This is a genomic window from Mesorhizobium sp. dw_380 (genome assembly GCF_018588885.1).
Classification (GTDB): domain Bacteria; phylum Pseudomonadota; class Alphaproteobacteria; order Rhizobiales; family Rhizobiaceae; genus Mesorhizobium.
Window position 1 is genome coordinate 53734 of record NZ_JAFFIW010000006.1, and the last position, 26240, is coordinate 79973.

At 61.3% G+C, this 26240-nt stretch carries 28 protein-coding genes; 26 read left to right on the top strand and 2 right to left on the bottom strand.

The features are described 5' to 3' along the window. Window positions 1-11 precede the first annotated feature (11 nt). Window positions 12-2813: a DNA gyrase subunit A gene (gene gyrA, locus JT360_RS07805; protein ID WP_214470891.1), complete on the top strand. Its 2802-nt coding sequence runs from the start codon at window positions 12-14 to the stop codon at window positions 2811-2813. Between the two features lie 73 nt (window positions 2814-2886). Here the strand turns inward: gyrA and JT360_RS07810 are convergent, their stop codons facing one another. Continuing rightward, entirely contained in the window at window positions 2887-3039 is a 153-nt protein-coding gene (locus JT360_RS07810; protein ID WP_214470892.1) for a hypothetical protein, read from the bottom strand. Between the two features lie 193 nt (window positions 3040-3232). Between JT360_RS07810 and coaD the strand changes: the two genes are divergently transcribed. From coaD to JT360_RS07850, 8 genes are all read left to right on the top strand, one after another. Beyond that, on the top strand, window positions 3233-3733 hold the full coding sequence (gene coaD, locus JT360_RS07815) for a pantetheine-phosphate adenylyltransferase (protein ID WP_214470893.1): 501 nt from the start codon (window positions 3233-3235) through the stop codon (window positions 3731-3733). 167 nt (window positions 3734-3900) lie between these two features. Next, a complete protein-coding gene (locus JT360_RS07820; RefSeq protein ID WP_250888676.1) occupies window positions 3901-4395 on the top strand; it encodes a peptidylprolyl isomerase in 495 nt (164 codons plus the stop codon). Between the two features lie 27 nt (window positions 4396-4422). Further along, window positions 4423-4935: a peptidylprolyl isomerase gene (locus tag JT360_RS07825; protein ID WP_214470895.1), complete on the top strand. Its 513-nt coding sequence runs from the start codon at window positions 4423-4425 to the stop codon at window positions 4933-4935. Between the two features lie 12 nt (window positions 4936-4947). Then, the gene (locus JT360_RS07830) at window positions 4948-5397 is read left to right on the top strand and encodes a DMT family transporter (RefSeq protein ID WP_214470896.1); all 450 of its coding nucleotides are present in this window, start codon (window positions 4948-4950) and stop codon (window positions 5395-5397) included. Window positions 5398-5403: 6 nt separating this feature from the next. Continuing rightward, window positions 5404-6492, top strand: coding sequence for a tRNA preQ1(34) S-adenosylmethionine ribosyltransferase-isomerase QueA (queA, locus tag JT360_RS07835; protein WP_214470897.1), 1089 nt, complete (start codon window positions 5404-5406; stop codon window positions 6490-6492). Then, on the top strand, window positions 6482-6751 hold the full coding sequence (locus JT360_RS07840) for a hypothetical protein (RefSeq protein ID WP_214470898.1): 270 nt from the start codon (window positions 6482-6484) through the stop codon (window positions 6749-6751). The genes queA and JT360_RS07840 overlap by 11 nt, the downstream gene beginning before the upstream one ends. Beyond that, complete coding sequence (gene tgt / locus JT360_RS07845) at window positions 6744-7874, top strand: tRNA guanosine(34) transglycosylase Tgt (RefSeq protein ID WP_214470899.1); 1131 nt, start codon at window positions 6744-6746, stop codon at window positions 7872-7874. The genes JT360_RS07840 and tgt overlap by 8 nt, the downstream gene beginning before the upstream one ends. A 73-nt stretch (window positions 7875-7947) precedes the next feature. Beyond that, the gene (locus JT360_RS07850) at window positions 7948-8673 is read left to right on the top strand and encodes an SDR family NAD(P)-dependent oxidoreductase (protein ID WP_214470900.1); all 726 of its coding nucleotides are present in this window, start codon (window positions 7948-7950) and stop codon (window positions 8671-8673) included. Between the two features lie 11 nt (window positions 8674-8684). Here JT360_RS07850 and JT360_RS07855 read toward each other — a convergent pair whose 3' ends face one another. Continuing rightward, window positions 8685-9098 carry a DUF4864 domain-containing protein gene (locus JT360_RS07855; protein ID WP_214470901.1) on the bottom strand — a complete coding sequence of 138 codons (414 nt, stop codon included), beginning with the start codon at window positions 9096-9098 and terminating at the stop codon, window positions 8685-8687. A gap of 312 nt (window positions 9099-9410) precedes the next feature. Here JT360_RS07855 and JT360_RS07860 point away from each other — a divergent pair, with 312 nt between their 5' ends. From JT360_RS07860 to JT360_RS33515, 17 genes are all read left to right on the top strand, one after another. Continuing rightward, window positions 9411-9647: an Lrp/AsnC family transcriptional regulator gene (locus JT360_RS07860; protein ID WP_010909609.1), complete on the top strand. Its 237-nt coding sequence runs from the start codon at window positions 9411-9413 to the stop codon at window positions 9645-9647. 172 nt (window positions 9648-9819) lie between these two features. Then, window positions 9820-11232 (top strand): circularly permuted type 2 ATP-grasp protein, encoded by a 1413-nt coding sequence (locus JT360_RS07865; protein ID WP_214470902.1) that lies wholly within the window; start codon window positions 9820-9822, stop codon window positions 11230-11232. Window positions 11233-11366: 134 nt separating this feature from the next. Next, window positions 11367-12308, top strand: coding sequence for an alpha-E domain-containing protein (locus tag JT360_RS07870; protein ID WP_214470903.1), 942 nt, complete (start codon window positions 11367-11369; stop codon window positions 12306-12308). Between the two features lie 65 nt (window positions 12309-12373). Further along, on the top strand, window positions 12374-13165 hold the full coding sequence (locus JT360_RS07875; RefSeq protein WP_214470904.1) for a transglutaminase family protein: 792 nt from the start codon (window positions 12374-12376) through the stop codon (window positions 13163-13165). 31 nt (window positions 13166-13196) lie between these two features. Next, window positions 13197-13928 carry a proteasome-type protease gene (locus JT360_RS07880; protein WP_214470905.1) on the top strand — a complete coding sequence of 244 codons (732 nt, stop codon included), beginning with the start codon at window positions 13197-13199 and terminating at the stop codon, window positions 13926-13928. Window positions 13929-14036: 108 nt separating this feature from the next. Beyond that, complete coding sequence (locus JT360_RS07885) at window positions 14037-15449, top strand: pyridoxal phosphate-dependent decarboxylase family protein (RefSeq protein ID WP_214470906.1); 1413 nt, start codon at window positions 14037-14039, stop codon at window positions 15447-15449. A gap of 128 nt (window positions 15450-15577) precedes the next feature. Beyond that, a complete protein-coding gene (locus tag JT360_RS07890) occupies window positions 15578-16345 on the top strand; it encodes a DeoR/GlpR family DNA-binding transcription regulator (RefSeq protein WP_199644289.1) in 768 nt (255 codons plus the stop codon). Window positions 16346-16482: 137 nt separating this feature from the next. Next, a complete protein-coding gene (gene glpD / locus JT360_RS07895; protein ID WP_214470907.1) occupies window positions 16483-18009 on the top strand; it encodes a glycerol-3-phosphate dehydrogenase in 1527 nt (508 codons plus the stop codon). Between the two features lie 42 nt (window positions 18010-18051). Further along, window positions 18052-19131, top strand: coding sequence for an ABC transporter ATP-binding protein (locus JT360_RS07900; RefSeq protein ID WP_214470908.1), 1080 nt, complete (start codon window positions 18052-18054; stop codon window positions 19129-19131). Between the two features lie 10 nt (window positions 19132-19141). Then, on the top strand, window positions 19142-20209 hold the full coding sequence (locus JT360_RS07905) for an ABC transporter ATP-binding protein (RefSeq protein ID WP_214470909.1): 1068 nt from the start codon (window positions 19142-19144) through the stop codon (window positions 20207-20209). Next, complete coding sequence (locus tag JT360_RS07910) at window positions 20210-21076, top strand: carbohydrate ABC transporter permease (protein ID WP_027044598.1); 867 nt, start codon at window positions 20210-20212, stop codon at window positions 21074-21076. A gap of 1 nt (window position 21077) precedes the next feature. Continuing rightward, window positions 21078-21998 carry a carbohydrate ABC transporter permease gene (locus tag JT360_RS07915; RefSeq protein ID WP_214470910.1) on the top strand — a complete coding sequence of 307 codons (921 nt, stop codon included), beginning with the start codon at window positions 21078-21080 and terminating at the stop codon, window positions 21996-21998. Between the two features lie 2 nt (window positions 21999-22000). Then, on the top strand, window positions 22001-22288 hold the full coding sequence (locus JT360_RS07920) for a DUF2160 domain-containing protein (protein WP_214470911.1): 288 nt from the start codon (window positions 22001-22003) through the stop codon (window positions 22286-22288). A gap of 83 nt (window positions 22289-22371) precedes the next feature. Beyond that, the gene (locus JT360_RS07925) at window positions 22372-24096 is read left to right on the top strand and encodes an ABC transporter substrate-binding protein (RefSeq protein ID WP_214470912.1); all 1725 of its coding nucleotides are present in this window, start codon (window positions 22372-22374) and stop codon (window positions 24094-24096) included. Window positions 24097-24188: 92 nt separating this feature from the next. Next, window positions 24189-25682 (top strand): glycerol kinase GlpK, encoded by a 1494-nt coding sequence (gene glpK, locus JT360_RS07930; protein ID WP_214470913.1) that lies wholly within the window; start codon window positions 24189-24191, stop codon window positions 25680-25682. A gap of 30 nt (window positions 25683-25712) precedes the next feature. Then, entirely contained in the window at window positions 25713-25970 is a 258-nt protein-coding gene (locus JT360_RS33510) for a hypothetical protein (RefSeq protein ID WP_250888669.1), read from the top strand. Further along, window positions 25892-26188: a DUF6882 domain-containing protein gene (locus tag JT360_RS33515; RefSeq protein WP_352127000.1), complete on the top strand. Its 297-nt coding sequence runs from the start codon at window positions 25892-25894 to the stop codon at window positions 26186-26188. The genes JT360_RS33510 and JT360_RS33515 overlap by 79 nt, the downstream gene beginning before the upstream one ends. Window positions 26189-26240 lie beyond the last annotated feature (52 nt).

The following is a 26240-nucleotide window of genomic DNA, read 5'->3' on the forward strand; positions in this document are numbered from 1 at the left end:
TGTGATCCGATTTGACCGACCAAAAAACACCGCGCGGCGCCGACGGCGGCCCCACCGGCATCGAGCCGATCTCCATCATCGAGGAGATGCAGAGCTCTTATCTTTCTTACGCCATGAGCGTGATCGTCAGCCGTGCGCTGCCCGACGTGCGCGATGGCCTGAAGCCGGTGCATCGCCGCATTCTCTATGCGGCGCATGAGAGCGGCTACCATTGGAACCGCAAATATGTGAAATCGGCGCGCCCGGTCGCCGACGTGATGGGTAAATACCATCCGCATGGCGATGCCTCGATCTATGACGCCTTGGTGCGCATGGCGCAGGATTGGTCGCTGCGCGTGCCGCTGATCGACGGGCAGGGCAATTTCGGCTCGATCGACGGCGATCCGCCAGCGGCGATGCGCTACACCGAATCGCGGCTCACCAAGGTCGCGCATGAGCTTCTCGAGGATATCGACAAGGACACCGTCGATTTCCAGGACACTTATGATGCGTCGGATACCGAACCGAAGGTCCTCCCAGCCCGGTTCCCCAATCTGCTGGTCAACGGCTCGGGCGGCATTGCCGTCGGCATGGCCACCAACATCCCGCCGCACAATCTGGGCGAAGTCTGTAACGGCGCCATCGCCATCATCGACAATCCGGCGATCGACCTGCCGGCGCTGATGGAGATCATTCCGGGACCGGATTTCCCGACCGGCGGCATCGTGCTTGGCCGTTCCGGCATCTACAGCGCCTATTCGACCGGCCGTGGCTCCATCGTCATGCGCGGCAAGGTCAACATCGAACAGCGCGGCAATGACCGTGAATCGATCATCATCACCGAGGTTCCCTACCAGGTGAACAAGGCCTCGATGATCGAGAAGATGGCCGAGCTGGTGCGCGACAAGCGCATCGAGGGCATTTCCGACATCCGCGACGAGAGCGACCGCCAGGGCTACCGCGTCGTCATCGAGCTGAAGCGTGATGCTGTCGCCGACGTCATCCTCAACCAGCTTTACCGCTTCACGCCGCTGCAGACATCCTTCGGCGCCAATATGGTGGCGCTGAACGGCGGCAAGCCGGAAGTGATGAATCTGACCGACATGCTGAAGGCGTTCGTCTCCTTCCGCGAGGAGGTGATCACCCGGCGCACCAAATTCCTGCTGCGCAAGGCGCGCGACCGCGCCCATGTGTTGGTCGGTCTCGCCATCGCCGTCGCCAATATCGACGAAATCATCAAGCTGATCCGCACCGCGCCGGATCCGCAGACGGCGCGCGAGCAGTTGATGGAGCGGCGCTGGCCGTCCGGCGATGTCGAATCGCTGATCCTCCTGATCGACGACCCGCGCCATCGGATCAACGAGGACGGCACCTACAACCTCTCGGAGGAACAGGCACGCGCCATCCTCGAACTGCGCCTGCAGCGCCTGACGGCGCTCGGCCGCGATGAGATCGCCGACGAATTGAACACGATCGGCGCCGAGATCATTGATTATCTCGACATTTTGTCGTCCCGCGCGCGTGTCCAGAAGATCGTCAAGGACGAGCTCGCCGCCGTGCGCGACGAGTTCGGCACGCCCCGCCGCACCGAGCTCACCGACGGCGGTGCCGACATGGAAGACGAGGATCTGATCCAGCGCGAGGACATGGTCGTGACGGTGAGCCATTCCGGCTATATCAAGCGCGTGCCGCTGTCGCTCTACCGGGCGCAGCGCCGCGGCGGCAAGGGCCGCTCCGGCATGTCGACCAAGGAAGAGGATTTCGTCACCCGGCTGTTCGTGGCCAACACGCACACGCCGGTGCTGTTCTTCTCTTCGCGCGGCATCGTCTACAAGGAAAAGGTCTGGCGGCTGCCGATCGGCAATCCGCAGTCACGCGGCAAGGCGCTGATCAACATGCTGCCGCTCGAGCAAGGCGAGCGCATCACCACCATCATGCCGCTGCCGGAGGACGAGACGAGCTGGGGCGAACTCGACGTGATGTTCGCCACGACGCGTGGCACTGTGCGCCGCAACAAGCTTTCCGACTTCGTCCAGGTCAACCGCAACGGCAAGATCGCCATGAAGCTGGAGGAGGAGGGCGACGAGATCCTCGGCGTCGAGACCTGCACCGACAATGACGACGTGCTTCTGACGGCGAACTCAGGCCAGTGCATCCGCTTCTCCGTCGGCGACGTGCGCGTCTTCCAGAGCCGCAATTCCGTCGGCGTGCGCGGCATAACCATGGCTGCGACCGACCGCATCATCTCCATGTCGGTGATCGAGCATGTCGATGCTTCACCGGCCGAACGCGCCGCTTACCTCAAGCGGGCGGCGTCGGAGCGGCGGCTTGCCGCCGAGACGGCCGGAGAGGAAGAAGAGATCGCGCTCACCAATGAGGAGATCGGCGAGGAGACCGAGCTTTCCGACAGCCGTTACGAAGAGCTCAAGGCGCATGAGCAGTATGTGCTGACGGTGACCGAATATGGCTACGGCAAGCGCTCGTCGTCCTACGATTTCCGCCTAACCGGGCGCGGCGGCAAGGGCATCCGCGCCACCGATGTGTCGAAAACTGCCGAGATCGGCCAATTGGTGGCGACCTTCCCGGTCGGCAATGACGATCAGATCATGCTGGTATCGGACGGCGGCACCGTCATTCGTGTGCCGGTCAACGGCATCCGTTTCGCCAGCCGCGCCACCAAGGGCGTGACCATTTTCAACACGGCTGAAGGTGAAAAGGTCGTTTCGGTCGAGCGGATCTCTGAGCCGCAATCGGACGAAGAAAGCGAAGAGATCGTCGAGGTTGGTGGTGAGTCTGCTGCCGCGACCGAAACTGGTCCGGAAAACGCAGAGTAAGCCGTAAACGGATAGTGACATAGCAACGCCGGCCCCTGGGCCGGCGCGGCAGCAAGTCCAGGCGAATTTGATCTTAGTAGTGACGATACGGCTTGCGAGGGCCGAAGCCTTCGAAGTGTTTCGTGGCGGCCTTGACGCGGACGCGTTGTGCCTCCTGATGCAGCCCGAATACGGTGGCGATCAGCATGGCGACGGTCATTGCGGTGGCGAGCATGTAGATCAGCATGTGCGTGTTCTCCTGCGCCTTACAACGGATAGATGGGATTTTGGTTTCATCTTATTAAGGTGCAACCTAGTGAACGCTGCGTGAAGGCTTCGTGATAAGGATGTTCATCTGTCGTTCATGTGCCGGAAAAGGTTCACGGCCCGCGCGCCAATCGGATTTGCCTTTGTGAGAGAGGCTCGCTAGAAGCTCCGGCATGACCGAACGCATCGCCCTTTATGCCGGTTCCTTCGACCCGCTGACCAACGGCCATCTCGATGTGCTGAAGGCATCGCTGGCCGTGGCCGATATCGTCTATGCCGCGATCGGCATTCATCCGGACAAGAAGCCGCTGTTTTCGTTCGAGGAACGGGTGCAGTTGATCGAAGCCGCGACGAGGGCCGAATTCGGCCGCGATGGCGCCCGTATCAAGGTGGTTGCCTTCGACGGGCTGGTCATCGACGCCGCCAGGAGAGAGGGCGCCTCGATCATGATCCGCGGCCTGCGCGACGGCACCGATCTGGATTATGAGATGCAGATGGCCGGCATGAACGAGACCATGGCGCCTGAGCTGCAGACGGTCTTTCTGCCCGCCAGTCCCTCGGTACGCACCATTACCGCCACACTTGTGCGCCAGATAGCCTCGATGGGCGGCGACATCCGCCACTTCGTGCCGGCCGCGGTCGCCGGCGCGCTCACCGCCAAATTCGCGAAATGATGCATGTCGCCCAAAAGTGGAACCCGGTTTTGGGGCAACGACATGCATAAAAACAAAGATCTCCGGAGATAGATATGCAGCTGAAAAAGCTTGCCTCGTTCCTCGTCGTGCTTGCCGGTCTCGTGACGGCATCGGTCTCCGCCTATGCCGCCGATCCGGAAAACACCATGATCATCACGCTCAAGGATGGTGACGTCACCATCGCGTTGCGGCCCGATCTGGCGCCCAAGCATGTCGCGCAGATCAAGAAGCTCGTGCGTGATCATGCCTATGACAATGTCGCTTTCCACCGTGTCATCGACGGCTTCATGGCGCAGACCGGCGACGTCAAGTTCGGCAATATGACAAAGGGCCTCAACGCCCAGGCCGTCGGCACCGGCGGTTCCGACCTGCCCGACCTCCCGGCCGAATTCTCGCAGACCGAGCACTACAAGCGCGGCGTGGTCGGCATGGCCCGCTCGCAGGATCCGAACTCCGCCAATTCGCAGTTCTTCATCATGTTCGCGCCGGCGCCGCCGCTCGACGGCCAGTACACCATCGTCGGCAATGTCGTCAGCGGCATGGAGCTGGTGGACAAGATCAAGAAGGGCGACGAGGCGGACAACGGCACGGTCACCGATCCCGACCGGATGATCAAAGTGCGCATCGCCGCCGACAAATAATTCTGTTTTATCAAAAGGATATCTGACATGGCTGAGATCAAGGACCGCGAGAACGCGCTCATCATGGAAACGACCAAGGGCAAGGTCGTCATCGAACTGTTCCCCGATTTGGCGCCCGGCCATGTCGCCCGCATCAAGGAATTGGCTAGGGAAGGCGCCTATGACGGCGTGGTCTTCCACCGCGTCATCGAGGGTTTCATGGCGCAGACCGGCGACGTGAAGTTCGGCAATTCGTCCAAGCCCAGCTTCGCGCCGTCGCGGGCCGGCATGGGCGGTTCCGACAAGCCGGACCTGAAGGCCGAATTCTCCAACGCCAACCATGGCCGTGGCACCTGCTCGATGGCGCGGGCGCAGAACCCGAATTCGGCCAATTCGCAGTTCTTCATCTGCTTCGACGACGCTGCCTTCCTCAACCGCCAGTACACGGTCTGGGGCCAGGTCATCGAAGGCATGGACAATGTCGACAAGATCAAGCGCGGCGAGCCGGTGGTCGATCCCGACAAGATCGTGTCGCTGAAGGTCGCGGCCGACGTCAAGTAAGGCGAAACGACAATGATGGGCGTCGTCTGGTCGCTTCTCGGCATCCTCTCCGGTGCCTTCATTGCCATTCAGGCGCCGATCAATTCGCAGCTGGCGCGCGGCCTGGGTCTCCCGGTCGCGGCGGCTGCGTTTTCGTTCCTGTCGGGCGCGGTGGTGCTCGGCATCATCGCAGTCGCTGTGGTCAAGCTGCAAGGCATCTCGCTCGAGTGGAAGGCGCCGGCGCCCTGGCTGTTCGTCGCCGGCGGCATGCTCGGCGGTTTCTATGTCACGCTCTCCACGATCCTGACGCCGCGCATCGGTGCCGCTGCCCTGATGGCATTCCTGGTGGCCGGCCAATTGCTGGCCGGCATGCTCATCGACCGCATCGGCTTCCTCGGTGTCGCGGTGCGTGAGATCTCGGTCGGCCGCGTTGCCGGCGCGGCGATGCTCTTGGCCGGAGCGCTGCTCGTCCGGCTGTTTTGATTTCCGATGCGCGTCGACCTCTTTGACTTCGACCTGCCGGAGGAGCGCATCGCGCTTCGCCCGGCGGAGCCGCGCGACAGCGCCAGGATGCTGGTGGTCAAGCCGGGCGAGGCGCTCGAAGACCGCACGGTCGGCGATCTGCCGTCCTTGCTCGAGGCGGGCGACGTGCTGGTCTTCAACGACACCAAGGTCATCCCGGCGCAGCTGAAAGGCATCAGGCGGCGCGGCGAGGCACAGGCACAAGTCGAAGCCACGCTGCATATGCGCGTGGCGCCGGATCGCTGGCTGGCCTTCATGCGGCCAGGCAAGCGCATCGCCATCGGCGACCGCATCCACTTTGGCCATGACGGCAATTCCTGTTTCCTCGGCCAGCTCGACGCCACGGTGATCGAGAAAGGCGAGGGCGGCGAGGCGCTGCTCGGCTTCGACCTGTCGGGGCCGTTTCTCGACGAGGCGCTGCACGCCGTCGGACACATTCCGCTGCCACCTTACATCGCCTCGAAGCGTGACGATGATGAACGCGACCGGGCGGACTACCAGACCATCTATGCCCGCGAGGAAGGTGCTGTTGCGGCACCGACCGCTGGCCTGCATTTCACGCCGGAGCTTTTCGCAGCACTCGACGCCAGGGGGGTCGAGCGCCACTTCGTCACTTTGCATGTCGGCGCCGGCACGTTCCTGCCGGTCAAGGCGGACGACACCGCCGACCACAAGATGCACGCCGAAATCGGCTCGGTCAGCGCGGCGACCGCCGATGCGCTGAATGCGGCCAAGGCAAGGGGCGGGCGCATCATCGCTGTCGGTACGACCTCGCTGCGGCTGCTTGAGAGTGCCGCGCGTGACGACGGCATGGTGGTCGCCTGGTCCGGCCCGACCGACATTTTCATCACGCCCGGCTATCGGTTTCGCACCGCCGACCTGCTGATGACCAATTTCCATTTGCCCCGCTCGACGCTGTTCATGCTGGTTTCGGCTTTCAGCGGGCTCGACACGATGCGTGCCGCATATGCGCATGCCATAGCGGACCGCTACAGGTTCTATTCGTATGGAGACGCAAGCCTGCTTTATAGAGCGGAGATGAGCGATGGACGATGATCTGCAGGCCCTTGATCGGGAAAGCCTGATCGCGGAAGTGAAGAAATTGCGCGCCGGCATCCGCCAGCATCGCGATGCTTCAGGCCATGATCTTTGCTGGCATCACCCCGACCTGTGGGACCTGCTGCCGGAAAAGACCGAGCCATCGATCGCCGTGCCGCCATGGCCCAAATTCATGCGCGGCTGCATCCAATACCGCCAGTCGCTCGATAAGCAGGCTCCGAGCGCTCCGGTCCATGACAAGGAATTCAATGGCTAAGCCGTTCACCTTCAAGGTTCTGGCGACTGACGGCAAGGCGCGGCGCGGTGTGATCGACATGCCGCGCGGCGAAATCCGCACGCCGGCCTTCATGCCGGTCGGCACCGGCGGCACCGTCAAGACGATGTATATGGACCAGGTGCGCGGCGTTGGCGCCGACATCATCCTGGGCAACACCTATCACTTGATGTTGCGGCCCGGTGCGGAGCGCGTGGCGCGGCTTGGCGGCTTGCATGAGTTCGCCCGCTGGCTGCATCCGATCCTGACCGACAGCGGCGGTTTCCAGGTGATGTCGCTGTCGAAATTGAGAAAACTGACCGAAAAGGGCGTCACCTTCCGCTCCCATATCGATGGTGCCGCCTACGAAATGACGCCGGAGCGCTCGATTGAGATCCAGGGGCTGCTCGATTCCGACATCCAGATGCAGCTCGACGAGTGCACGGCGCTGCCGGCCGAGCTGAAGGAGATCGAGCGCGCCATGGAGCTGTCGCTGCGCTGGGCCGAGCGCTGCAAGGTGGCGTTTGGCGACCAGCCGGGCAAGGCGATGTTCGGCATCGTGCAAGGCGGCGACAACGCCGCGCTCAGGGTGCGATCGGCGCAAGCGCTGAGCGCCCTGGAACTGAAGGGTTATGCGGTCGGCGGCCTCGCCGTCGGCGAGCCGCAAGCGGTGATGCTCGAGATGCTCGACATCACTTGCCCGGAGCTGCCGGATGACAAGCCGCGCTATCTCATGGGTGTCGGCACGCCTGACGATATCCTGAAATCGGTGGCGCGCGGCATCGACATGTTCGATTGCGTGATGCCGACGCGGGCCGGCCGCCACGGCCTTGCCTATACCAGGCGTGGCAAGGTCAATCTGCGCAACGCCCGCCACGCCGACGATCCGCGCCCGCTCGACGAGGAAAGCGACTGCCCCGCGGCGCGCGATTATTCGCGTGCCTATCTGCACCATCTGGTGCGTTCGCAGGAGGCGCTAGGCGCGATGCTGCTGACCTGGAACAATCTTTCCTACTATCAGAAGCTGATGCAGGACATCCGGGCGGCGATCGAGACCGGTACCTTTGAGTCGCGCGGCGCAGAAATCACCGAGGGCTGGGCGAGAGGCGATATTCCCGCCCTTTGAACGAGCGTGCGTCTGCCTGACAACGATTGACTGGTCGATTGTCCGGACGCAGAGTCCGGTCGGGGGTTAAGCCATGACCGTGACGTATGACTTTGGCGGCAAGACCGCGATCGTGACCGGCGGCTCAAGGGGTATCGGCAAAGCCATTGCCGCACAGTTGATACAGTCCGGTGCCGATGTCTGGATATGGGATGCAGATCCCTTGCCTCTCGATGGCGCCCATTGCCAGACTGTCGATGTGACCAAGGCACACCAGATAAAGGACGCCTTGGCTGGGATCATAGCCAATGACAGGCGGATCGATATCGTCATCAACAATGCAGGCTACCTTGGCAGTTATCGCGGGTTCGAAGCCTTCGATCCGATAGAGTGGCAACGCATCATCGGCGTCAACCTGATGGGCGTTTTCGAAGTCACCCACCAGGTTCTACCGATCATGCGCAAGGCCGGGAGTGGTCGTATCGTCAATATGGGTTCGCTGGCGGGCAAGGAAGGACTGCCGAACCTCGCAGCCTATTCCGCGGCAAGTGCGGGTGTCATTGCCTTCACGAAAGCACTGTCGCGCGAGGTCAGTGACACCGATATCCGCGTCAATTGCGTCGCGCCGGGGCCGATCGATACCGAGCTCATCAGGCGCCTTGGCAACGATGTCGTCGACGACATGATCAACGCCAGTCCGCTCAGGCGCCTCGGCTCTGTGGATGAAGTCGCGGCATTGGTGCTTTGGCTATGCTCCGATGCCAGCGCGTTCAACACTGGAGCGGTGTTTGATATGTCGGGCGGCAGGGCGCGCTATTAAGCGTTCTCTACTCAGGTGCTGAGTGAATTCGACGCGCGCAGGCTGCAGCCGGTGATCTGGAAGGTGCCGTCGGGCTGCTGCTGCAGCGTGTAGACCGCCTCATAATCCTTGCCGTCGGGGCCGACGATCAGCACCTGCTGGATGATCGAACCCGGGCCCGTCTGCTCGACCTTGCCGAAGGAATAGGACTGCGGCCGGCGCACCGGCGGGTAGCCATTGGTCACCATGTCCATGAAGGCATCGATGGTCGGGAAGACCTGCTTCACGTTCGGAGCGGCGAAGCTGTAGGCCTTGGCGCCGTCATTGGCGATAAGGGCCTTCAGCTGGCCATCGATGACAGCCTGGCCAGCCTTGACCTCGGCATCGCCGGCAAATGCCGAGGAAGCCAGCATGACGAACGCGAATCCGAAAAAGGCGCGGCGCATGGCCTGTCTCCGTTGTTTCTCGAGAAGCTGCCTCTCTCCAAACTGTTGCAAGAGGCATTTTAACATACGCTTGGCGGCGCTTCACGGTTTCAGTGACGGTGAAATTCATCTCGCCTCGACGGCAACGGCCTTCAAACAGTAGGCACGCCGGCACTGGTGATCGGTGGCACGCTGTTCAAGCGCGGCAGTTGCGGAGCTGCGTGAGGCCGTAGCCAACGTCCGCGCCGGCCAGCTGCGATTCCAACGCTTGAAAGGCCGCCTCCAGTCTGCCAGAAGGGCCGCTTGGACTTGGACGTTTAGCGGGACGAAGCCATGAAGGCGTTTTTCGTGCAGATCAAATGCGAGCTGGGCAAATCCTATGAGGTCGCCAGCGCGCTTGCCGATGCCGAGATCGCCTCGGAGATCTATTCGACCGCCGGCAATTACGATCTGCTCGCCAAATTCTATGTCGATGATGAGGAAGACGTCGGCCACTTCGTCAACGAGAAGGTGCAGATTCTCCCCGGCATCAAGGACACGTTCACCGTCGTCACCTTCCGCGCGTTCTAGGCTGCCAAACGTATTTGCCCGGGCACGAGGCAAAGCCTGATCAAGGCGGTATTTCGGCTGCCTCAATTTTAGGCAGGCGCAACATACTGATCGTCCGCTTCCCACAAATCACCGATTGCGCTTGATTTTCTCCGGCGACGCCAGTGAAATGGCGTCACAGGGGAGTATGCGATTGGCAGCGTTTGATGAGATGCTTCCGGAGGTCTCCGGGCTTAGAAGACCGTATTCGGCTTATGATCGCTGGCTGAAGGAGCAGGATCCAGCCAGGCTTACTGAGAAGATGCAGGACGCCGAACGCGTCTTCCGCAAGACCGGCATCACCTTCGCCGTCTATGGCGAGCAGGAGGCATCCGAGCGGCTCATTCCGTTCGACATCGTTCCACGCATCATTTCAGGCAATGAGTGGCGGCGCCTGACGCAAGGCATCGAACAGCGCGTGCAGGCGCTGAACGCCTTCCTCGATGATATCTACCATCGCCAGGAAATCCTGCGCGCCGGCCGCGTTCCCAAGGAATTGATCGCCAGGAACGAAGCCTTTTTGCCCGAAATGATCGGCGTGCGCCCGCCGGCCGGTGTCTACACCCACATTATCGGTGTCGACATCGTGCGCATCAGCGAGGACGAATTCTACGTGCTGGAGGACAATGCGCGCACGCCGTCGGGCGTCTCCTACATGCTGGAGAACCGCGAGACGATGATGCAGCTGTTCCCCGAGCTGTTCCAGAAGATCAAGGTGCGGCCGGTGGAGAACTATCCGCAGCTTTTGCGCCAGTCGCTGGCGGCGGTTCGCCCGCAGAGGACAAAGGGCGCGCCGACCATCGCGGTGCTGACGCCCGGCAGTTTCAACTCCGCCTATTTCGAACACGCTTTCCTCGCCGACCAGATGGGCGTGCAACTGGTCGAGGGCCAGGATTTGCGCGTCGTCGACGGCCATGTCGCGATGCGCACGACCGAAGGCTACAAGCAGATCGATGTGCTCTATCGCCGCGTCGATGATTCCTTCCTCGACCCGCTGACCTTCAGGCCGGATTCGGCCCTTGGCATACCTGGGATTATGGACGTCTACCGGGCCGGCAACATCACCATCGCCAATGCGCCGGGAACCGGTATCGCCGATGACAAGGCGATCTATTCCTACATGCCCGAGATCGTCGAATTCTACACCGGCCGCAAGGCGATCCTCGGCAACATCCCGACCTGGCGCTGTTCGGAACCGGACAGCCTGAAATATGTGCTTGAACACATCCACGAGTTGGTGATCAAGGAAGTGCACGGATCCGGCGGCTACGGCATGCTGGTCGGGCCGGCGGCGACCAAGAAGGAATGCGAGGAGTTTTCCAAGAAACTGGCGGCGAAGCCTTCCAACTACATCGCCCAGCCGACACTGGCGCTGTCGACCTGCCCGATCCTGACCGATAAGGGGCTGGCGCCGCGCCATGTCGACCTCCGGCCCTATGTGCTGGTCTCCGACCGCATCCAGATCGTACCCGGCGGACTGACGCGCGTTGCGCTGAAGGAAGGCTCTCTGGTGGTCAATTCCTCGCAAGGCGGCGGGACGAAGGATACGTGGGTGCTGGATGATTGAGATGAGTGAGTAGGGAATAGTCAGTAGTGAGTAGCGAGTAAAAAAGGGAAAGCGAATGTCATATTCCATTGAAATTCAAATACTTACTAATTCCTACGCACTAATTCCTACTCACTAGCCCGAAGGGCCTTCCCATGCTTCTCGGCCGCACCGCCAACGGGCTTTACTGGATGAACCGCTATATCGAGCGGGCCGAAAACATGGCGCGGCTGGTCGATGCCGGTCTGCGCATGGCGCTGACCCGCACCCAAAGCGCGTCGGAGGAATGGAATTCGGTGCTGCTCAGCGCCGGCTCCGACGTCGCCTTCAAGCAGAAATATTCGGATTATACGGCCGCCAATGTCGCCGATTTTCTGCTGCGCGACACGTCGAACCCGTCGAGCACGATGTCCTCGATCGAGACCGCCCGCAACAATGCCCGCATGGTGCGCACGGCGCTGACGCGCGAGACGTGGGAAAGCATCAACGAAGCCTGGATGGCGCTGAAACGGATGCTGGCGAGGCCGATCGACGAGCGCGACCTGCCGAGTGTGCTCGACGCGATCAAGCGCGAGACGGCGCTGATCCGCGGTTCGTTCTACGGCACCATGCTGCGCAACGAGATCTTCGACTTCTCGCAGCTCGGCACCTATGTCGAGCGCGCCGACAACACGGCGCGCATCCTCGACGTGAAATACTATGTGCTGTTGCCGTCGATCTCCTGGGTCGGCTCGACGCTGGACAACTACCAGTGGGAATCGATCCTGCGCTCGGTATCGGCGCACCGCTCCTACCGCTGGGTCTATGATGCCGACTATAAGCCGACCAATATCGCCGATTACCTGATCCTCAATGTGCGCATGCCGCGGTCGCTGACCTTCTGCTATCGATTCCTGGCCGAACACCTGAAATTCCTCGGCGACGACTATGGCGAGCGCCATGCCTGCCACGCAACGGCGGAGAAGACGCAGGCCATGCTGAGGGCGGGGTCGATCAAGGACATATTCGATGCCGGCCTGCATGAATTCCTGGCCGGGTTCATTCGCGACAACACCAGGCTCGGCGACGAGATCGCGCAGGACTACCGGTTTTACTGAGCATGATCCGGCAAAGCGGAAACGGTTTGCGGACAGGCTCATTCTTACAAACGGAAAATGAAGCCATGCGGCTCAAGATCACCCACCGGACCGAATACCGCTACGATGCCCCGGTGCAATATCTGCTCCAGAGGCTTCGGCTGCTTCCGGTGAGCGGGCCGACCCAAACTGTGCTGTCCTGGGCGCTGAAGATCGAAGGCGCGCGTGAGGAAGTGCGGTTCACCGACCAGTACGGCAATGACAACAGGCTGCTGAGCGTCGAGGGTGACCATGACTTGATCACGGTCGAGGCGTCGGGCGAGGTGGTGACGCGCGATACATCAGGCGTTTGCGGGCCGCATCAGGGCTTCGCGCCGCTGTGGCTGTTCACGCAGGAGACGGCTTTGACCACCATAGGCAGCGGCATCCGAGATCTTGCCGAAGCGATCGGCAAGGGCACCGACCTTGAAAGGCTGCATCGGCTGATGGCTGCCATCGGCGAGCGCGTCGCCTATACACCGGAAACCACCAGCGCGACGACCTCGGCCGAGGAAGCCTTGATGCTGAAAACCGGGGTCTGCCAGGATCATAGCCACATCTTCGCCGCCACTGCGCGCGCCATGGGTTTTCCGTCGCGCTACGTCAGCGGCTATCTGATGATGGATGCTGTCGAGCAAGCGGCAAGCCATGCCTGGGCCGAAGCGCATGTTCAGGGTCTGGGCTGGGTTGCCTTCGATCCTGCCAACGGTATTTCCCCCGACGAACGCTATGTGAAGGTGGCCACCGGTCGCGACTACCGCGACGCCTCGCCGGTGTCGGGAATTCGACTGGGACAGGCGGAAGAACAGCTTGCGGTCACCGTCACGGTAGAGCAGTAATCCAATAGGATTTGCCGCCTTAAGAGATTCCATGACCTATTGCGTCGGCCTCAAGATCGATCGTGGGCTCGTGTTCATGTCGGACACGCGCACCAATGCCGGCATGGATTCGATCTCTACCTTCAAGAAGATGCATGTCTGGGAACAGCCGGGCGAGCGCGTCATCGTGCTGATGTCGGCCGGCAATCTAGCGACCACGCAAGCCGTGGTCAGCCTGCTCGACGAGCGCACCAAGGCAGTGGCGGACCGCCATGCGACATTGCTTGAAACGCCATCCATGTATCAGACAGTGCGAATGGTCGGCGATACGGTCAAGGAAGTGATCGCGCAGTCATCGCCCGCCGGCGAGAAGGCCGATTCCTATTTCAATGCCTCGTTCATCCTGGGCGGCCAGATCAAGGGCAGTCCGCCCCGCCTGTTCATGATCTATCCCGAGGGCAATTTCATCGAATCGACCGATGACACGCCGTTTTTCCAGATCGGCGAGACTAAATATGGCAAGCCGATCATCATCCGCGCCTATGAAAAGACGATGAGCCTGGCCGAGACGGTGAAACTCCTTCTGGTGTCGTTCGATTCGACGCTGAAGTCGAACCTGTCGGTCGGCTTGCCGCTCGACCTGCTCTTCCTGGAGAAGGACGCTTTCAAGGTCGGCCTGAAGAAGCGGATCGCTCAGGACGACCAGTATTACCGTACGATTTCGGACGGCTGGTCGAGCGCGCTGAAGTCGGCCTTTGCCAGCCTGCCGGATTTCCCGGGGTAGGGCGCGTGCAGCGATCGACAGTTGTCGAATATATTCACATGTTAATTAGCAATGGGCTTTGAAGCCGGGTGAAGAGTGCCGGCATTGCGATCGTGTCGGGAGGACAGGATGAACAATGATGAGTTCCGGCAATGGTCGCGGCGTGCTGCCGATTGGGGCGCCGACTATCGCGACACGCTGCGCGAGCGGGCAGTGCGGCCGCTGGTCGAGCCGGGCGACATCTTCAGGAGCATAGAAGCCTCGCCGCCGGAAAGCGCGGAACCGATGGACAGGATCTTCGCCGATTTCGAGGAGAAGATCGTGCCGGGGATGACGCATTGGCAGCATCCGCGCTTCTTCGCCTATTTCCCGGCCAACGCCGCGCCGGTTTCGGTGGTGGCGGAATATCTGGTGTCGGCGATGGCCGCGCAATGCATGCTCTGGCAGACCTCGCCGGCGGCAACCGAGCTCGAAACCCGCACCGTCGACTGGATGCGCCAGGCGCTCGGCCTGCCCCAAGGCTTCTCCGGCGTGATCCAGGATTCTGCTTCGTCGGCGACACTCAACGCCGTGCTGACCATGCGCGAGCGGGCGCTGGACTGGCAAGGCAACAAAAAAGGGCTGACCGGGCAGGCGCGGTTGCGCATCTATTCCTCGGATCAGGTGCACACTTCGATCGACCGTGCGATCTGGGTTTCGGGTATCGGCGAGGACAATCTGGTGCGCATTCCTGTCGCCGACCGTTTTCGCGCCATGGATACAGCGGCTCTGGAAGCGGCAATCGTCGCTGATCGGGCGGCTGGAATGCTGCCTGCCGGCATCATAGGCAGCGTCGGCGGAACCAGCATCGGCGGCACGGACGATATCGCGGCGGTCGCCAGTGTGGCGCGCCGGCATGGGCTCTATTTGCATGTCGATGCCGCTTGGGCCGGATCGGCAATGATCTGCCCGGAATATCGTCATTTCTGGGCCGGCGCCGAACAGGCGGATTCTATCGTCTTCAACCCGCACAAATGGCTTGGAGCGCAGTTCGACTGCTCCATCCAGTTCTTGCGACAGCCGGAAGACCTGGTGCGCACGCTGGCGATCAAGCCCGAATTCCTCAAGACGCATGGACGTGACGGCATCATCAACTATTCGGAATGGTCGGTGCCGCTCGGCCGCCGCTTTCGCGCCCTGAAATTGTGGTTCCTGCTGCGCGCCCACGGGTTGGAAAACCTGCGCACCATGATCCGCAACCATGTCGCCTGGAGCGAAGGCCTTGCCGCGCGGCTGGCTAAGGAGCCCGATTTCGAGATCGTCAGCAAACCGATGCTGTCGCTGTTTTCGTTCCGGCACAAGGCGGCTCCAAAGGCCGATGCCGACGAGCACAATCTGCGGCTGGTCAATGCGATCAACGACGATGGGCGCATCTACCTGACGCAGACGAAGGTCGACGGGCAGGTGGCAATCCGGTTCCAGGTCGGCCAGTTCGAGACGACCGCTGGTGACGTCGATGCCGCTTTTGCCGTCATCACCGACATCGCGCGCGGCATGGTCTGATCAAGTCCGGAAGCAATTGCGCAGAGGTTTGCCTTTGCAATCACGTAATTTTCATTAGCCGGCTTATGCCTTTTCATTGCTTTCGTTTTCGGCTATAGACAAGAAAAACGAAAACGGGAGCTTGCCTTATGTATCTGTCGCCGCGTCATGCCGAGATCATCCAGATGGCCAAGGATCATGGCCGTGTGCTGGTCGATGATCTGGCCACCCATTTTAACGTGACGCCGCAGACCATACGTAAGGATCTTAATGATTTGTGCGACCAGCGGCTGCTTTCGCGTGTCCATGGCGGGGCCTTGTTCCCCTCCGGGATAGAGAACATGGAGTATGAGGCGAGGCGCAAGATAGCGGCGGACGAGAAGGAAGCGATCGGCCGTGCCGCGGCCAGGCTGATCCCCGACAATGCCTCGCTGTTCATCAACATCGGCACCACGACGGAGGCGGTCAGCAAGGCATTGCTCGACCACAACGGCCTGATGGTCATCACCAATAATATCAATGTTGCCAACAGGATGCGCATCTATCCGTCGATCGAGGTGGTGATCGCGGGCGGGGTGGTGCGTGGCTCGGACGGCGGCGTCGTCGGCGAAGCAGCGGTCGATTTCATCAGGCAGTTCAAGGTCGACTATGCCGTCATCGGCGCCTCGGCCATCGACCATGACGGCGCGTTGCTCGACTTCGATTTCCGCGAGGTGAAGGTGGCGCAGGCAATTATCGCCAATGCCAGGCATGTGATCCTGGTCTCCGACCAGACCAAGTTCGAACGGACTGCGCCGGTGCGTATCGGCCACCTGTCACAGGTCAACACCTTCATCACCGACCGCTGCGACATCCCGTCGGTGCGCAAGATCTGCCAGGAGGCCGAGGTTCAACTGATTGAAACATCCCTCGGTTAAGTGGCTTCGAGGCCCAACCACGGGCTTCTCACCGGCTCGCGACATTTCGTTTGACATTCGTTCCTATTTCGAAATAATTCCGACACGGTTTCGTAAAGGCCAAAAAATGGTGCAATGCGAAATCGTTGGAGGAATTAGTGGACGCATCTTCGATCCATGACATTTTCGTCATAGGGGGCGGCATCAATGGTTGCGGCATTGCCCGCGATGCCGTTGGGCGCGGGTTTTCTGTCTTTCTGGCCGAGATGAACGATCTCGCCAGCGGAACCTCCTCCGGCTCGACCAAGCTGATCCATGGCGGACTGCGCTACCTCGAATTCTACGAATTTCGCCTGGTGCGCGAAGCGCTTATGGAGCGCGAGGTTCTGTGGAAGAACGCGCCGCACATCATCTGGCCGATGCGCTTCGTGCTGCCTTATGCCAAGGGCCTGCGTCCTGCATGGCTGATCAGGCTCGGGCTGTTCCTTTACGACCACATTGGCGGGCGCAAATTGCTGCCGGCGACCAGGACGCTCGACATGGCGAGCGATCCGGCGGGCAAGCCTTTAAAGCCGTTGTTCAAGAAGGCTTTCGAATATTCGGATGGCTGGGTCAACGACGCGCGGCTGGTGGCGCTCAACGCACGCGATGCCGCCGACCGGGGCGCAACGATCCGGACCCGCACGAAGGTGGTTGCAGCGCGCCGCGAAAACGGTCTTTGGACAATCGAGATCGAAAACCTGCGGAGCGGTGAGACCGAAGAGGTCAAGGCGCGGCTGCTGGTCAATGCGGCCGGGCCATGGGTCGACCATGTGCTTTCCGGCGTCGTCGGCCTGAACGATGTGCACAATGTCCGCCTCGTGCAGGGCAGCCATATCGTCATCGCCAAGAAATTCGACGATCCGCGCGCCTACTTTTTCCAGAACAAGGATGGCCGCATCATCTTCGCCATTCCCTACGAGGAAGAGTTCACGCTGATCGGCACCACCGACCAGGACTATCCCGGCGATCCGCACGATGTGAAGATCAGCGAGACCGAGATCGACTATCTCTGCGCCGCGGCCAGCGAATATTTCGCGCAGCCGGTCAAGCGCTCCGACATTGTCTGGACCTATTCGGCGGTGCGGCCGCTCTACGATGACGGCGCCTCCAAGGCGCAGGAGGCGACGCGCGACTATGTGCTGAAGGCCGATGGCGGCGAGGGCGCCGCGCCGATCGTGAATGCGTTCGGCGGCAAGATCACCACCTATCGCCGGCTGTCCGAATCGATGCTGGAGAAGATCGAGGGTTTTCTCGGCAAGCGTGGCAAGCCGTGGACATCGGACGCGCCGCTGCCGGGCGGCGATTTCCCGGCGACCGGTTTCGACGCGCAGGTTGCGAAGCTGAAGGCGGCCTATCCGTTCCTCGATGCGCGTCTTGCCCGCCGGCTGACCCGGCTTTACGGGACGCGTGCACAGGCTCTGCTCGGCCTTGCCAAGTCGAATGCCGAACTCGGCCGCAATTTCGGTGGCGATTTCTATGAGGCCGAGGTGCGTTACCTCGTTGAAAACGAATGGGCAATCACGGCGGAAGACGTGTTGTGGCGGCGGACCAAGCGCGGCCTGCACCTTAGCCGCGAGCAGGTCGCGGCGCTTGATGAATTCATGAACGGCATAAGCCGGCGGCATGTCGCGGCCGCCGAATGAAGAGGGTTTTGAGCTGATGCAAAAAGCCTGGGAGGAGGCGTCATGCTTGAACTGAGGAACGTCACCAAGACGGTCGGCGCGGTCGAGCATATACGCGACGTGTCGCTGACGCTTCAGCACGGCTCGCTCAACGTTCTGCTTGGGCCTACGCTTTCCGGCAAGACCAGCCTGATGCGGCTGATGGCCGGCCTCGATGTGCCGACCTCGGGTTCGGTCTGGTTTGACGGCCATGATGTCACTGGCACGCCGGTGCAGAAGCGCAAGATCGCCATGGTCTACCAGCAGTTCATCAACTATCCGGCGATGACCGTCTACGAGAACATCGCCTCGCCGCTCAGGGTGGCCGGCGTCGAGCAGGGCAAGATCGACAGCCAGGTCCGCGAGGCCGCGGCGTTGCTCAAGCTGACGCCCTATCTCGACCGCACGCCGCTCAGCCTGTCGGGCGGCCAGCAGCAGCGCACCGCACTGGCGCGCGCCATCGTCAAGAACGCCAGCCTGGTGCTACTCGACGAGCCGCTTGCCAATCTCGACTACAAATTGCGCGAGGAATTGCGCGCCGAACTGCCGAGGATATTCGCCGCCACCGGCACCATCTTCGTCTATGCCACGACGGAGCCGCACGAGGCGCTGCTGCTCGGCGGCAATACGGCAACGCTGTCGGAAGGCCGCATCACCCAGTTCGGACCGACCATCGACGTCTTCCGCAGGCCGGTCGACCTGGTGACGGCTCGAACCTTCGCCGATCCGCCGCTCAACACCATTGTGCTGGCCAAGAAGGGCGCCGACTTCCTGCTCGAAGGCGGGGTGAAGCTGCCGGTGCCCTCCGAACTCGTCGGCGTTGCTGACGGCAACTACACGATCGGCTTCCAGCCGCACCATCTATCGCTCGAACGGCCCAATGCCGGCGCCGTGCCGGTGCGGGCAAAGGTCACCATCACCGAGATCACCGGGTCCGAGAGCTTCATCCATCTCGATTTCGCCGATGCGCGCTGGGTGATGCTGACCCACGGCATCCGCGATTTCGAAATCGACGCGGTGGTCGAGGTGTTCATCGATCCGCGCCACATCATGGTCTTCGACGGGCACGGCCGCGCCGTGACCGCACCGAAGCTGGCGGCTTGAGGAGGACGATATGGCGCGCATCGACGTCAACCATGTCAGGCATTCCTACCTGCCATATCCGCGAACGGATGCCGATTTCGCGCTGCGGGAAGTACACCACATTTTCGAGGACGGCGGCGCCTACGCCCTGCTGGGACCATCCGGCTGCGGCAAGACCACGCTGCTCAACATCATTTCGGGCCTGCTTCACCCCTCGCATGGCCAGTTGCTGTTCAATGGCAGGGACGTGACCACGCTCTCGACGCAGGAGCGCAACATCGCGCAGGTGTTCCAGTTCCCGGTCATCTACGACACCATGACCGTCTACGACAATCTGGCGTTTCCGCTGCGCAATCGTGGCGTGCCGGAAGCAGACGTCGACCGCAAGGTGCGCGAGACGCTGGAGATGATCGACCTGACCTCCTGGGCGAAGAAGAAGGCGAGGGGCCTGACCGCCGACCAGAAGCAGAAGATCTCGCTCGGCCGCGGGCTGGTGCGTTCCGACGTCAACGCCATCCTGTTCGATGAGCCGCTGACCGTCATCGACCCACACATGAAGTGGGTGCTGCGCTCGCAGTTGAAGCAGCTTCACCGCCGCTTCGGCTACACCATGGTCTATGTCACCCACGACCAGACCGAGGCCCTGACCTTCGCCGACCAGGTCGTGGTCATGTATGATGGCGGCATCGTCCAGATCGGCACGCCGGCGGAGTTGTTCGAGCGGCCTCGCCATACCTTCGTCGGCTATTTCATCGGCTCGCCGGGCATGAACGTCATGCCGGTGGCGATCGAAGGCAAGACGGCAATGCTCGGCTCGCAACGGATCGAATTGCCGGGCTCGCCCAAAGCCGGCAGCGGCGCAGTCGAACTCGGCATCCGTCCTGAATATGTGCGGCTCGGCCGCGACGGCATGGCTGTCTCGATCAGCAAGGTCGAAGACGTCGGTCGCCACAAGGTGGTGCGCGCCAAGCTGGAAGGCCGGGACATCGCGGCCGTGATCGGCGAGGACGAAACGGTCCCGGCTGAACCGAAGGTGCGGTTCGACCCGGCCGGTATCAACATCTATGCCGATTCCTGGCGTGTCGAGATGGGGGCATAGATGGACAAGACCTGGAACAACAAGGCCTGGTTCCTGGTGCTGCCGGTGCTGGTGCTGGTGGCCTTCACGGCTGTCATCCCGCTGATGACGGTCGTCAACTACTCTGTGCAGGACACGTTCGGCAACAATGTCTTCACCTGGGCCGGCACCGAATGGTTCGAGGAACTGCTCTCGTCCAGCCGCTTCTGGGAAGCGATGGTGCGCAATCTGATCTTCTCCTTCATCATCCTGGCCATCGAGGTGCCGCTCGGCATTTTCATCGCGCTCAACATGCCGAAAAAGGGCTGGGGCGTTCCGGTCTGCCTGGTTTTGATGTCGCTGCCACTGCTGATCCCGTGGAACGTCGTCGGCACCATCTGGCAGGTGTTCGGACGCAACGACATCGGCCTGCTGGGCTATTATCTCAATGCGATCGGCATCGACTACAATTATGTGCAGGATCCGTTCGATGCCTGGGTGACGATCATCGTCATGGACGTCTGGCATTGGACCAGCCTCGTCGTGCTGCTCTGCTATGCCGGCCTGGTCTCGATCCCCGACGCCTTCTATCAGGCCGCCAAGATCGACGGCGCCTCGCGCTGGGCGGTGTTCCGTTACATCCAGTTGCCGAAGATGCAGCGCGTGCTTTTGATCGCCGTGCTTTTGCGCTTCATGGACAGTTTCATGATCTACACCGAACCCTTCGTCGTCACTGGCGGCGGTCCCGGCAATTCGACGACGTTCCTGTCGATCGACCTCGTCAAGACGGCGCTCGGCCAGTTCGACCTCGGCCCGGCGGCGGCCATGTCGCTGGTCTACTTCCTTATCATCCTGTTGTTGTCGTGGGTGTTCTACACCGTGATGACCAATTATGACGCGGAGCGCTGAGATGGCCGGCGCCAATGAACGAACCGAGCGCAATCTGGTGAACGGAGCCGCGGCTTCGGAAGGTCTTGCCAGTTCGCTGTCGCAGAGCGAACTCGACAGGCGCATGCGCCGGCGCGGCGAAGAATCGCGCTGGTGGTGGATCGTGCCGACGCTCTACATCATCGTGCTTTTGCTGCCGATCTACTGGCTCATCAATATGAGCTTCAAGACCAATGCGGAGATCGTCAACTCGCTGACGCTCTATCCGCATGCGCCGACGATCGCCAACTACGTCACCATCTTTACCGAGAAGGCCTGGTATTCCGGCTATATCAACTCGATCACCTATGTGGTCATGAACATGGTGATTTCGGTGTCCGTGGCGCTGCCGGCGGCTTACGCCTTTTCGCGTTATCGCTTCCTCGGCGACAAGCATCTGTTCTTCTGGCTTTTGACCAACCGCATGGCGCCGCCGGCTGTGTTCGCGCTGCCGTTCTTCCAGCTCTATTCCGCCTTCGGCCTGATCGATACGCATATCGCGGTGGCCCTGGCGCACTGCCTGTTCAATGTGCCGCTGGCGGTGTGGATCCTCGAAGGCTTCATGTCGGGCGTGCCAAAGGAGATCGACGAAACCGCCTATATCGACGGCTATTCGTTCCCGCGTTTCTTCGTCAGGATCTTCATGCCACTGATCGCCAGCGGCATCGGCGTCGCCTGCTTCTTCTGCTTCATGTTCTCATGGGTCGAGCTGCTGATCGCCCGCACGCTGACCACGACCGACGCCAAGCCGATCGCCGCCACCATGACCCGCACCGTGTCGGCATCCGGCATGGATTGGGGGCTGCTGGCGGCGGCCGGCGTGCTGACGCTGATCCCCGGCGCGCTCGTCATCTGGTTCGTCCGCAACTACATCGCCAAGGGCTTCGCCCTGGGGAGGGTGTGATCATGAACCTCGACTTCTCCTGGATGGCATGGACCTGGCCGACGGCTGCCTTTTTCATCGTCATCGCCCTGCTGCTTTGCGGCATGGGCGTCTGGGAATACGCCTCGCCGGGCGGCAATCCGCGTGTCGGCGTGCTGCGCTTCGAGACCACGCGCGGCGACCGTCTGTTCCTATCGCTGCTTGGCAGCGCCTTTATCCATCTCGCTTGGCTGGGTCTTGTCGGACCCAACCTGTGGTGGGCTCTCGCTCTCTCCGTAGTCTACGCGATCGGCGTGTTCCGCTACGTATAGAGGGGGAAACTGTTGGAGCGGCCGCCTACTGGCGACCGCTCCAGATCGCACTTGAAATCTTTTCAAAATGTGGAGGAAACACAATGCGACGGCAATTTCTAACATCAACGACGGCGCTCGTCCTATTGCTCGGTGTGGGCAATGCCTATGCCGGAATGGACGAGGCCAAGGCCTTCCTGGACAAGGAGATAGGCGGCGTCTCGTCGCTTTCCCGCGCCGACCAGGAAAAGCAAATGCAGTGGTTTATCGACGCCGCCAAGCCGTTCGCCGGCATGGACATCAAGGTCGTGTCGGAAACCTTGACCACGCACCAGTACGAGTCTCAGGTGCTGGCGCCGGCCTTTACCGCCATTACCGGCATCAAGGTCACGCATGACGTGATCCAGGAAGGCGACGTCGTCGAAAAGATTCAGACCCAGATGCAAACCGGCCAGAACATCTACGACGGCTGGGTCAATGATTCGGATCTGATCGGCACGCACTGGCGCTACCAGCAGGTGCGCAACCTGACTGATTGGATGGCGGGCGAAGGCAAAGACGTTACCGATCCGATGCTCGACGTGGACGACTTCATCGGCACCAAGTTCACCACCGCGCCGGACAAGAAGCTTTACCAGCTTCCCGACCAGCAGTTCGCGAACCTCTACTGGTTCCGCTACGACTGGTTCAACGATGAGAAGAACAAGGCCGACTTCAAGGCCAAGTACGGTTACGACCTCGGCGTCCCCGTCAATTGGTCGGCCTATGAGGACATCGCCGCGTTCTTCACCGGTCGCGACGTCAACGGCAAGAAAGTCTATGGCCACATGGACTACGGCAAGAAGGATCCGTCGCTCGGCTGGCGGTTTACCGACGCCTGGCTGTCGATGGCCGGCAACGGCGACAAGGGCCTGCCGAATGGCGTGCCGGTTGACGAATGGGGCATCAAGGTCGATGCGAATTCGCGGCCTGTCGGCTCGTGCACGGCCCGCGGTGGCGACACCAATGGACCAGCATCGGTCTACGCCATCCAGAAGTATCTTGATTGGCTGAAAGCCTATGCGCCGCCGGAAGCCCAGGGCATGACCTTCTCCGAATCCGGCCCCGTGCCGTCGCAAGGCAATGTTGCCCAGCAGATCTTCTGGTACACTGCCTTCACCGCCGACATGGTCAAGCCTGGCCTGCCGGTCATGAATGAGGACGGCACGCCGAAGTGGCGCATGGCACCATCTCCGCACGGCTCCTACTGGAAGGACGGCATGAAGCTCGGCTATCAGGACGTCGGCTCCTGGACGCTGATGAAGTCGACGCCGACCGACCGCGCCAAGGCCGCCTGGCTTTACGCGCAGTTCGTTACCTCCAAGACCGTCGACGTGAAGAAGAGCCAGGTTGGCCTGACCTTCATTCGCGACTCCACCATCCATGACAAGAGCTTCACCGAACGTGCGCCGAAGCTCGGTGGTCTGATCGAGTTCTACCGCTCGCCGGCCCGTGTGCAGTGGACGCCGACCGGCACCAACGTGCCGGACTATCCGAAGCTGGCGCAGCTCTGGTGGCAGAACATCGGCGACGCATCCTCGGGTGCCAAGACGCCGCAGGAAGCCATGGATTCGCTCTGCGCCGATCAGGAAAAGGTCATGAGCCGTATCGAGAAATCCGGTGTCCAGGGCGACATCGGGCCGAAGATGGCCGAAGAGCACGATCTGGCCTACTGGAATGCCGACGCGGTCAAGGCCGGCAACCTCGCGCCTCAGCTGAGGCTCGAGCAGGAGAAAGACAAGCCGATCACCATCAACTACGACGAACTGGTGAAGAGCTGGCAGAAGTAACGCTGTCTATGCGGGCGTTCGTGCCCGTGTGAAATTAGGGGGAGGCGGCGCGTTGCCGTCTCCCTTCTTTGTGTCAAAGCGGAGGACGTTGGATGAGCGGTTTTGTGCTGGCGATCGACCAGGGAACGACATCGACCCGTGCAATCCTATTCGACAGCCAGATGAAGGTCGTCGGCAGCGGCCAGAAGGAATTCACCCAACACTATCCGGCCTCCGGCTGGGTCGAGCATGATCCGGAGGAGATCTGGGCAAGTGTCGTGACGACCGTGAAGGCCGCGCTGAACAAGGCTGGCGGCAAGGCTGCCGATGTCGCGGCCATCGGCATCACCAACCAGCGCGAGACCGTCGTCATCTGGGACAGGGCGACGGGCAAGCCGATCCACAACGCCATCGTCTGGCAGGACCGTCGCACGGCACCACTTTGCCAGAAACTCAAGAAGCTGGGGCTCGAGAAGAAATTCACCCGCAAGACCGGCCTGCTGCTCGATCCCTATTTCTCCGGCACCAAGATCGCCTGGATGCTCGACAAGGTGAGGGGCGCGAGAAAACGCGCGGAGAAGGGCGAGCTGCTGGCCGGCACCATCGACAGTTTTCTGATCTGGCGGCTGACCGGCGGCAAGGTCCATGCCACCGATGCCACCAATGCTTCGCGCACGCTGGTCTACAACATAGAGAAGAATGTCTGGGATGAGGAACTGCTGGCCATTCTAAACATTCCGGCAAGAATGCTGCCGGAGGTTAAAGACTGCGCCGATGATTATGGAATCACGGAGAAAAGTCTGTTCGGCGCCGAGATAAAGATCCTTGGGGTCGCGGGCGACCAGCATGCCGCGACCATCGGCCAGGCCTGCTTCGAGCCGGGCATGATGAAATCCACCTATGGCACCGGCTGTTTCGCGCTGCTCAACACCGGCAGCGACCTGGTGCGTTCGAAGAACCGGCTTTTGACCACCATCGCCTATCGGCTGAACGGCAAGACCACCTACGCGCTGGAAGGCTCGATCTTCATTGCCGGAGCGGCCGTCCAGTGGCTGCGTGACGGCATCAAGGTGATCGGCAAGGCCGAGCAGAGCGGCCAGCTGGCTGATGAGGCCGATCTGACGCAAAATGTCTATCTGGTGCCGGCCTTTGTCGGGCTCGGCGCACCGCATTGGGACGCCGACGCACGCGGCGCCATCTTCGGGCTGACCCGCAATTCCGGGCCGGCGGAGTTCGCGCGCGCCGCACTTGAATCCGTTGCCTACCAGACCCGCGACCTGCTCGATGCCATGCGCAAGGACTGGAAGACGACTTCGGCCAAGACAGTGCTCAGGGTCGATGGCGGCATGGTCGCGTCGGACTGGACCATGCAGCGCCTGGCCGACATACTAGACGCGCCGGTTGACCGCCCGACCATACTGGAGACGACCGCGCTCGGCGCGGCCTGGCTCGCCGGCTCGAAGGCAGGCGTGTGGCCCAAGGCGAGGGAATTCGCCAAGACCTGGGCTCTCGACCGGCGGTTCAAGCCGGACATGGACAACGCCACACGATCCCTCAAGTTGACAGGCTGGCGCGATGCTGTGCGCAGGACGCTGAGCGTGCAATAATCAAACCATCGGGGTCTTGGGACGAGAGAAATGAAGCCTGATTGGTATCCAGCTTGGCGCGACGAAGCCATCAAACAACTGAAGGTCAAGAATGACCGGTTGGAGAAAGACTTCAACATCGGCCACTGGTCTCGCTACGACTATGACATAGAGACCAGAAGGCTTCTGTTTTCCAAAGCCGGGGAAATCAAAGTGACTGCAGGGTCCAGATTGCCGGTTCCACGAGCGCTAAGTCACAGAGTTGGCTCTGGGCTTGGACAAATTCAAATTGGCCCGACGACGTCATGATTGACGCAAAGCTGGTTCGATCCTTTGGCGAGACGAACAGCATCGACGAATTGGCCCAATCTTACGTTAGGGACGTGGATAATGAGCTGGAAGTGCTTGGTTGGGAACTGAGCGCCGTGGCGGTTCGAATTTGCGACGCCCTTGGAGCATATCGCTCACCGCTTGGGGAAGGTGATGCACGTTATTACATTATCAAGGCCATCAGTTGGGCAGGCTGATGCCGGCTCGTCATACTGAAAGAGAAAGGCCCGCGCCAGCTCTGACACGGGC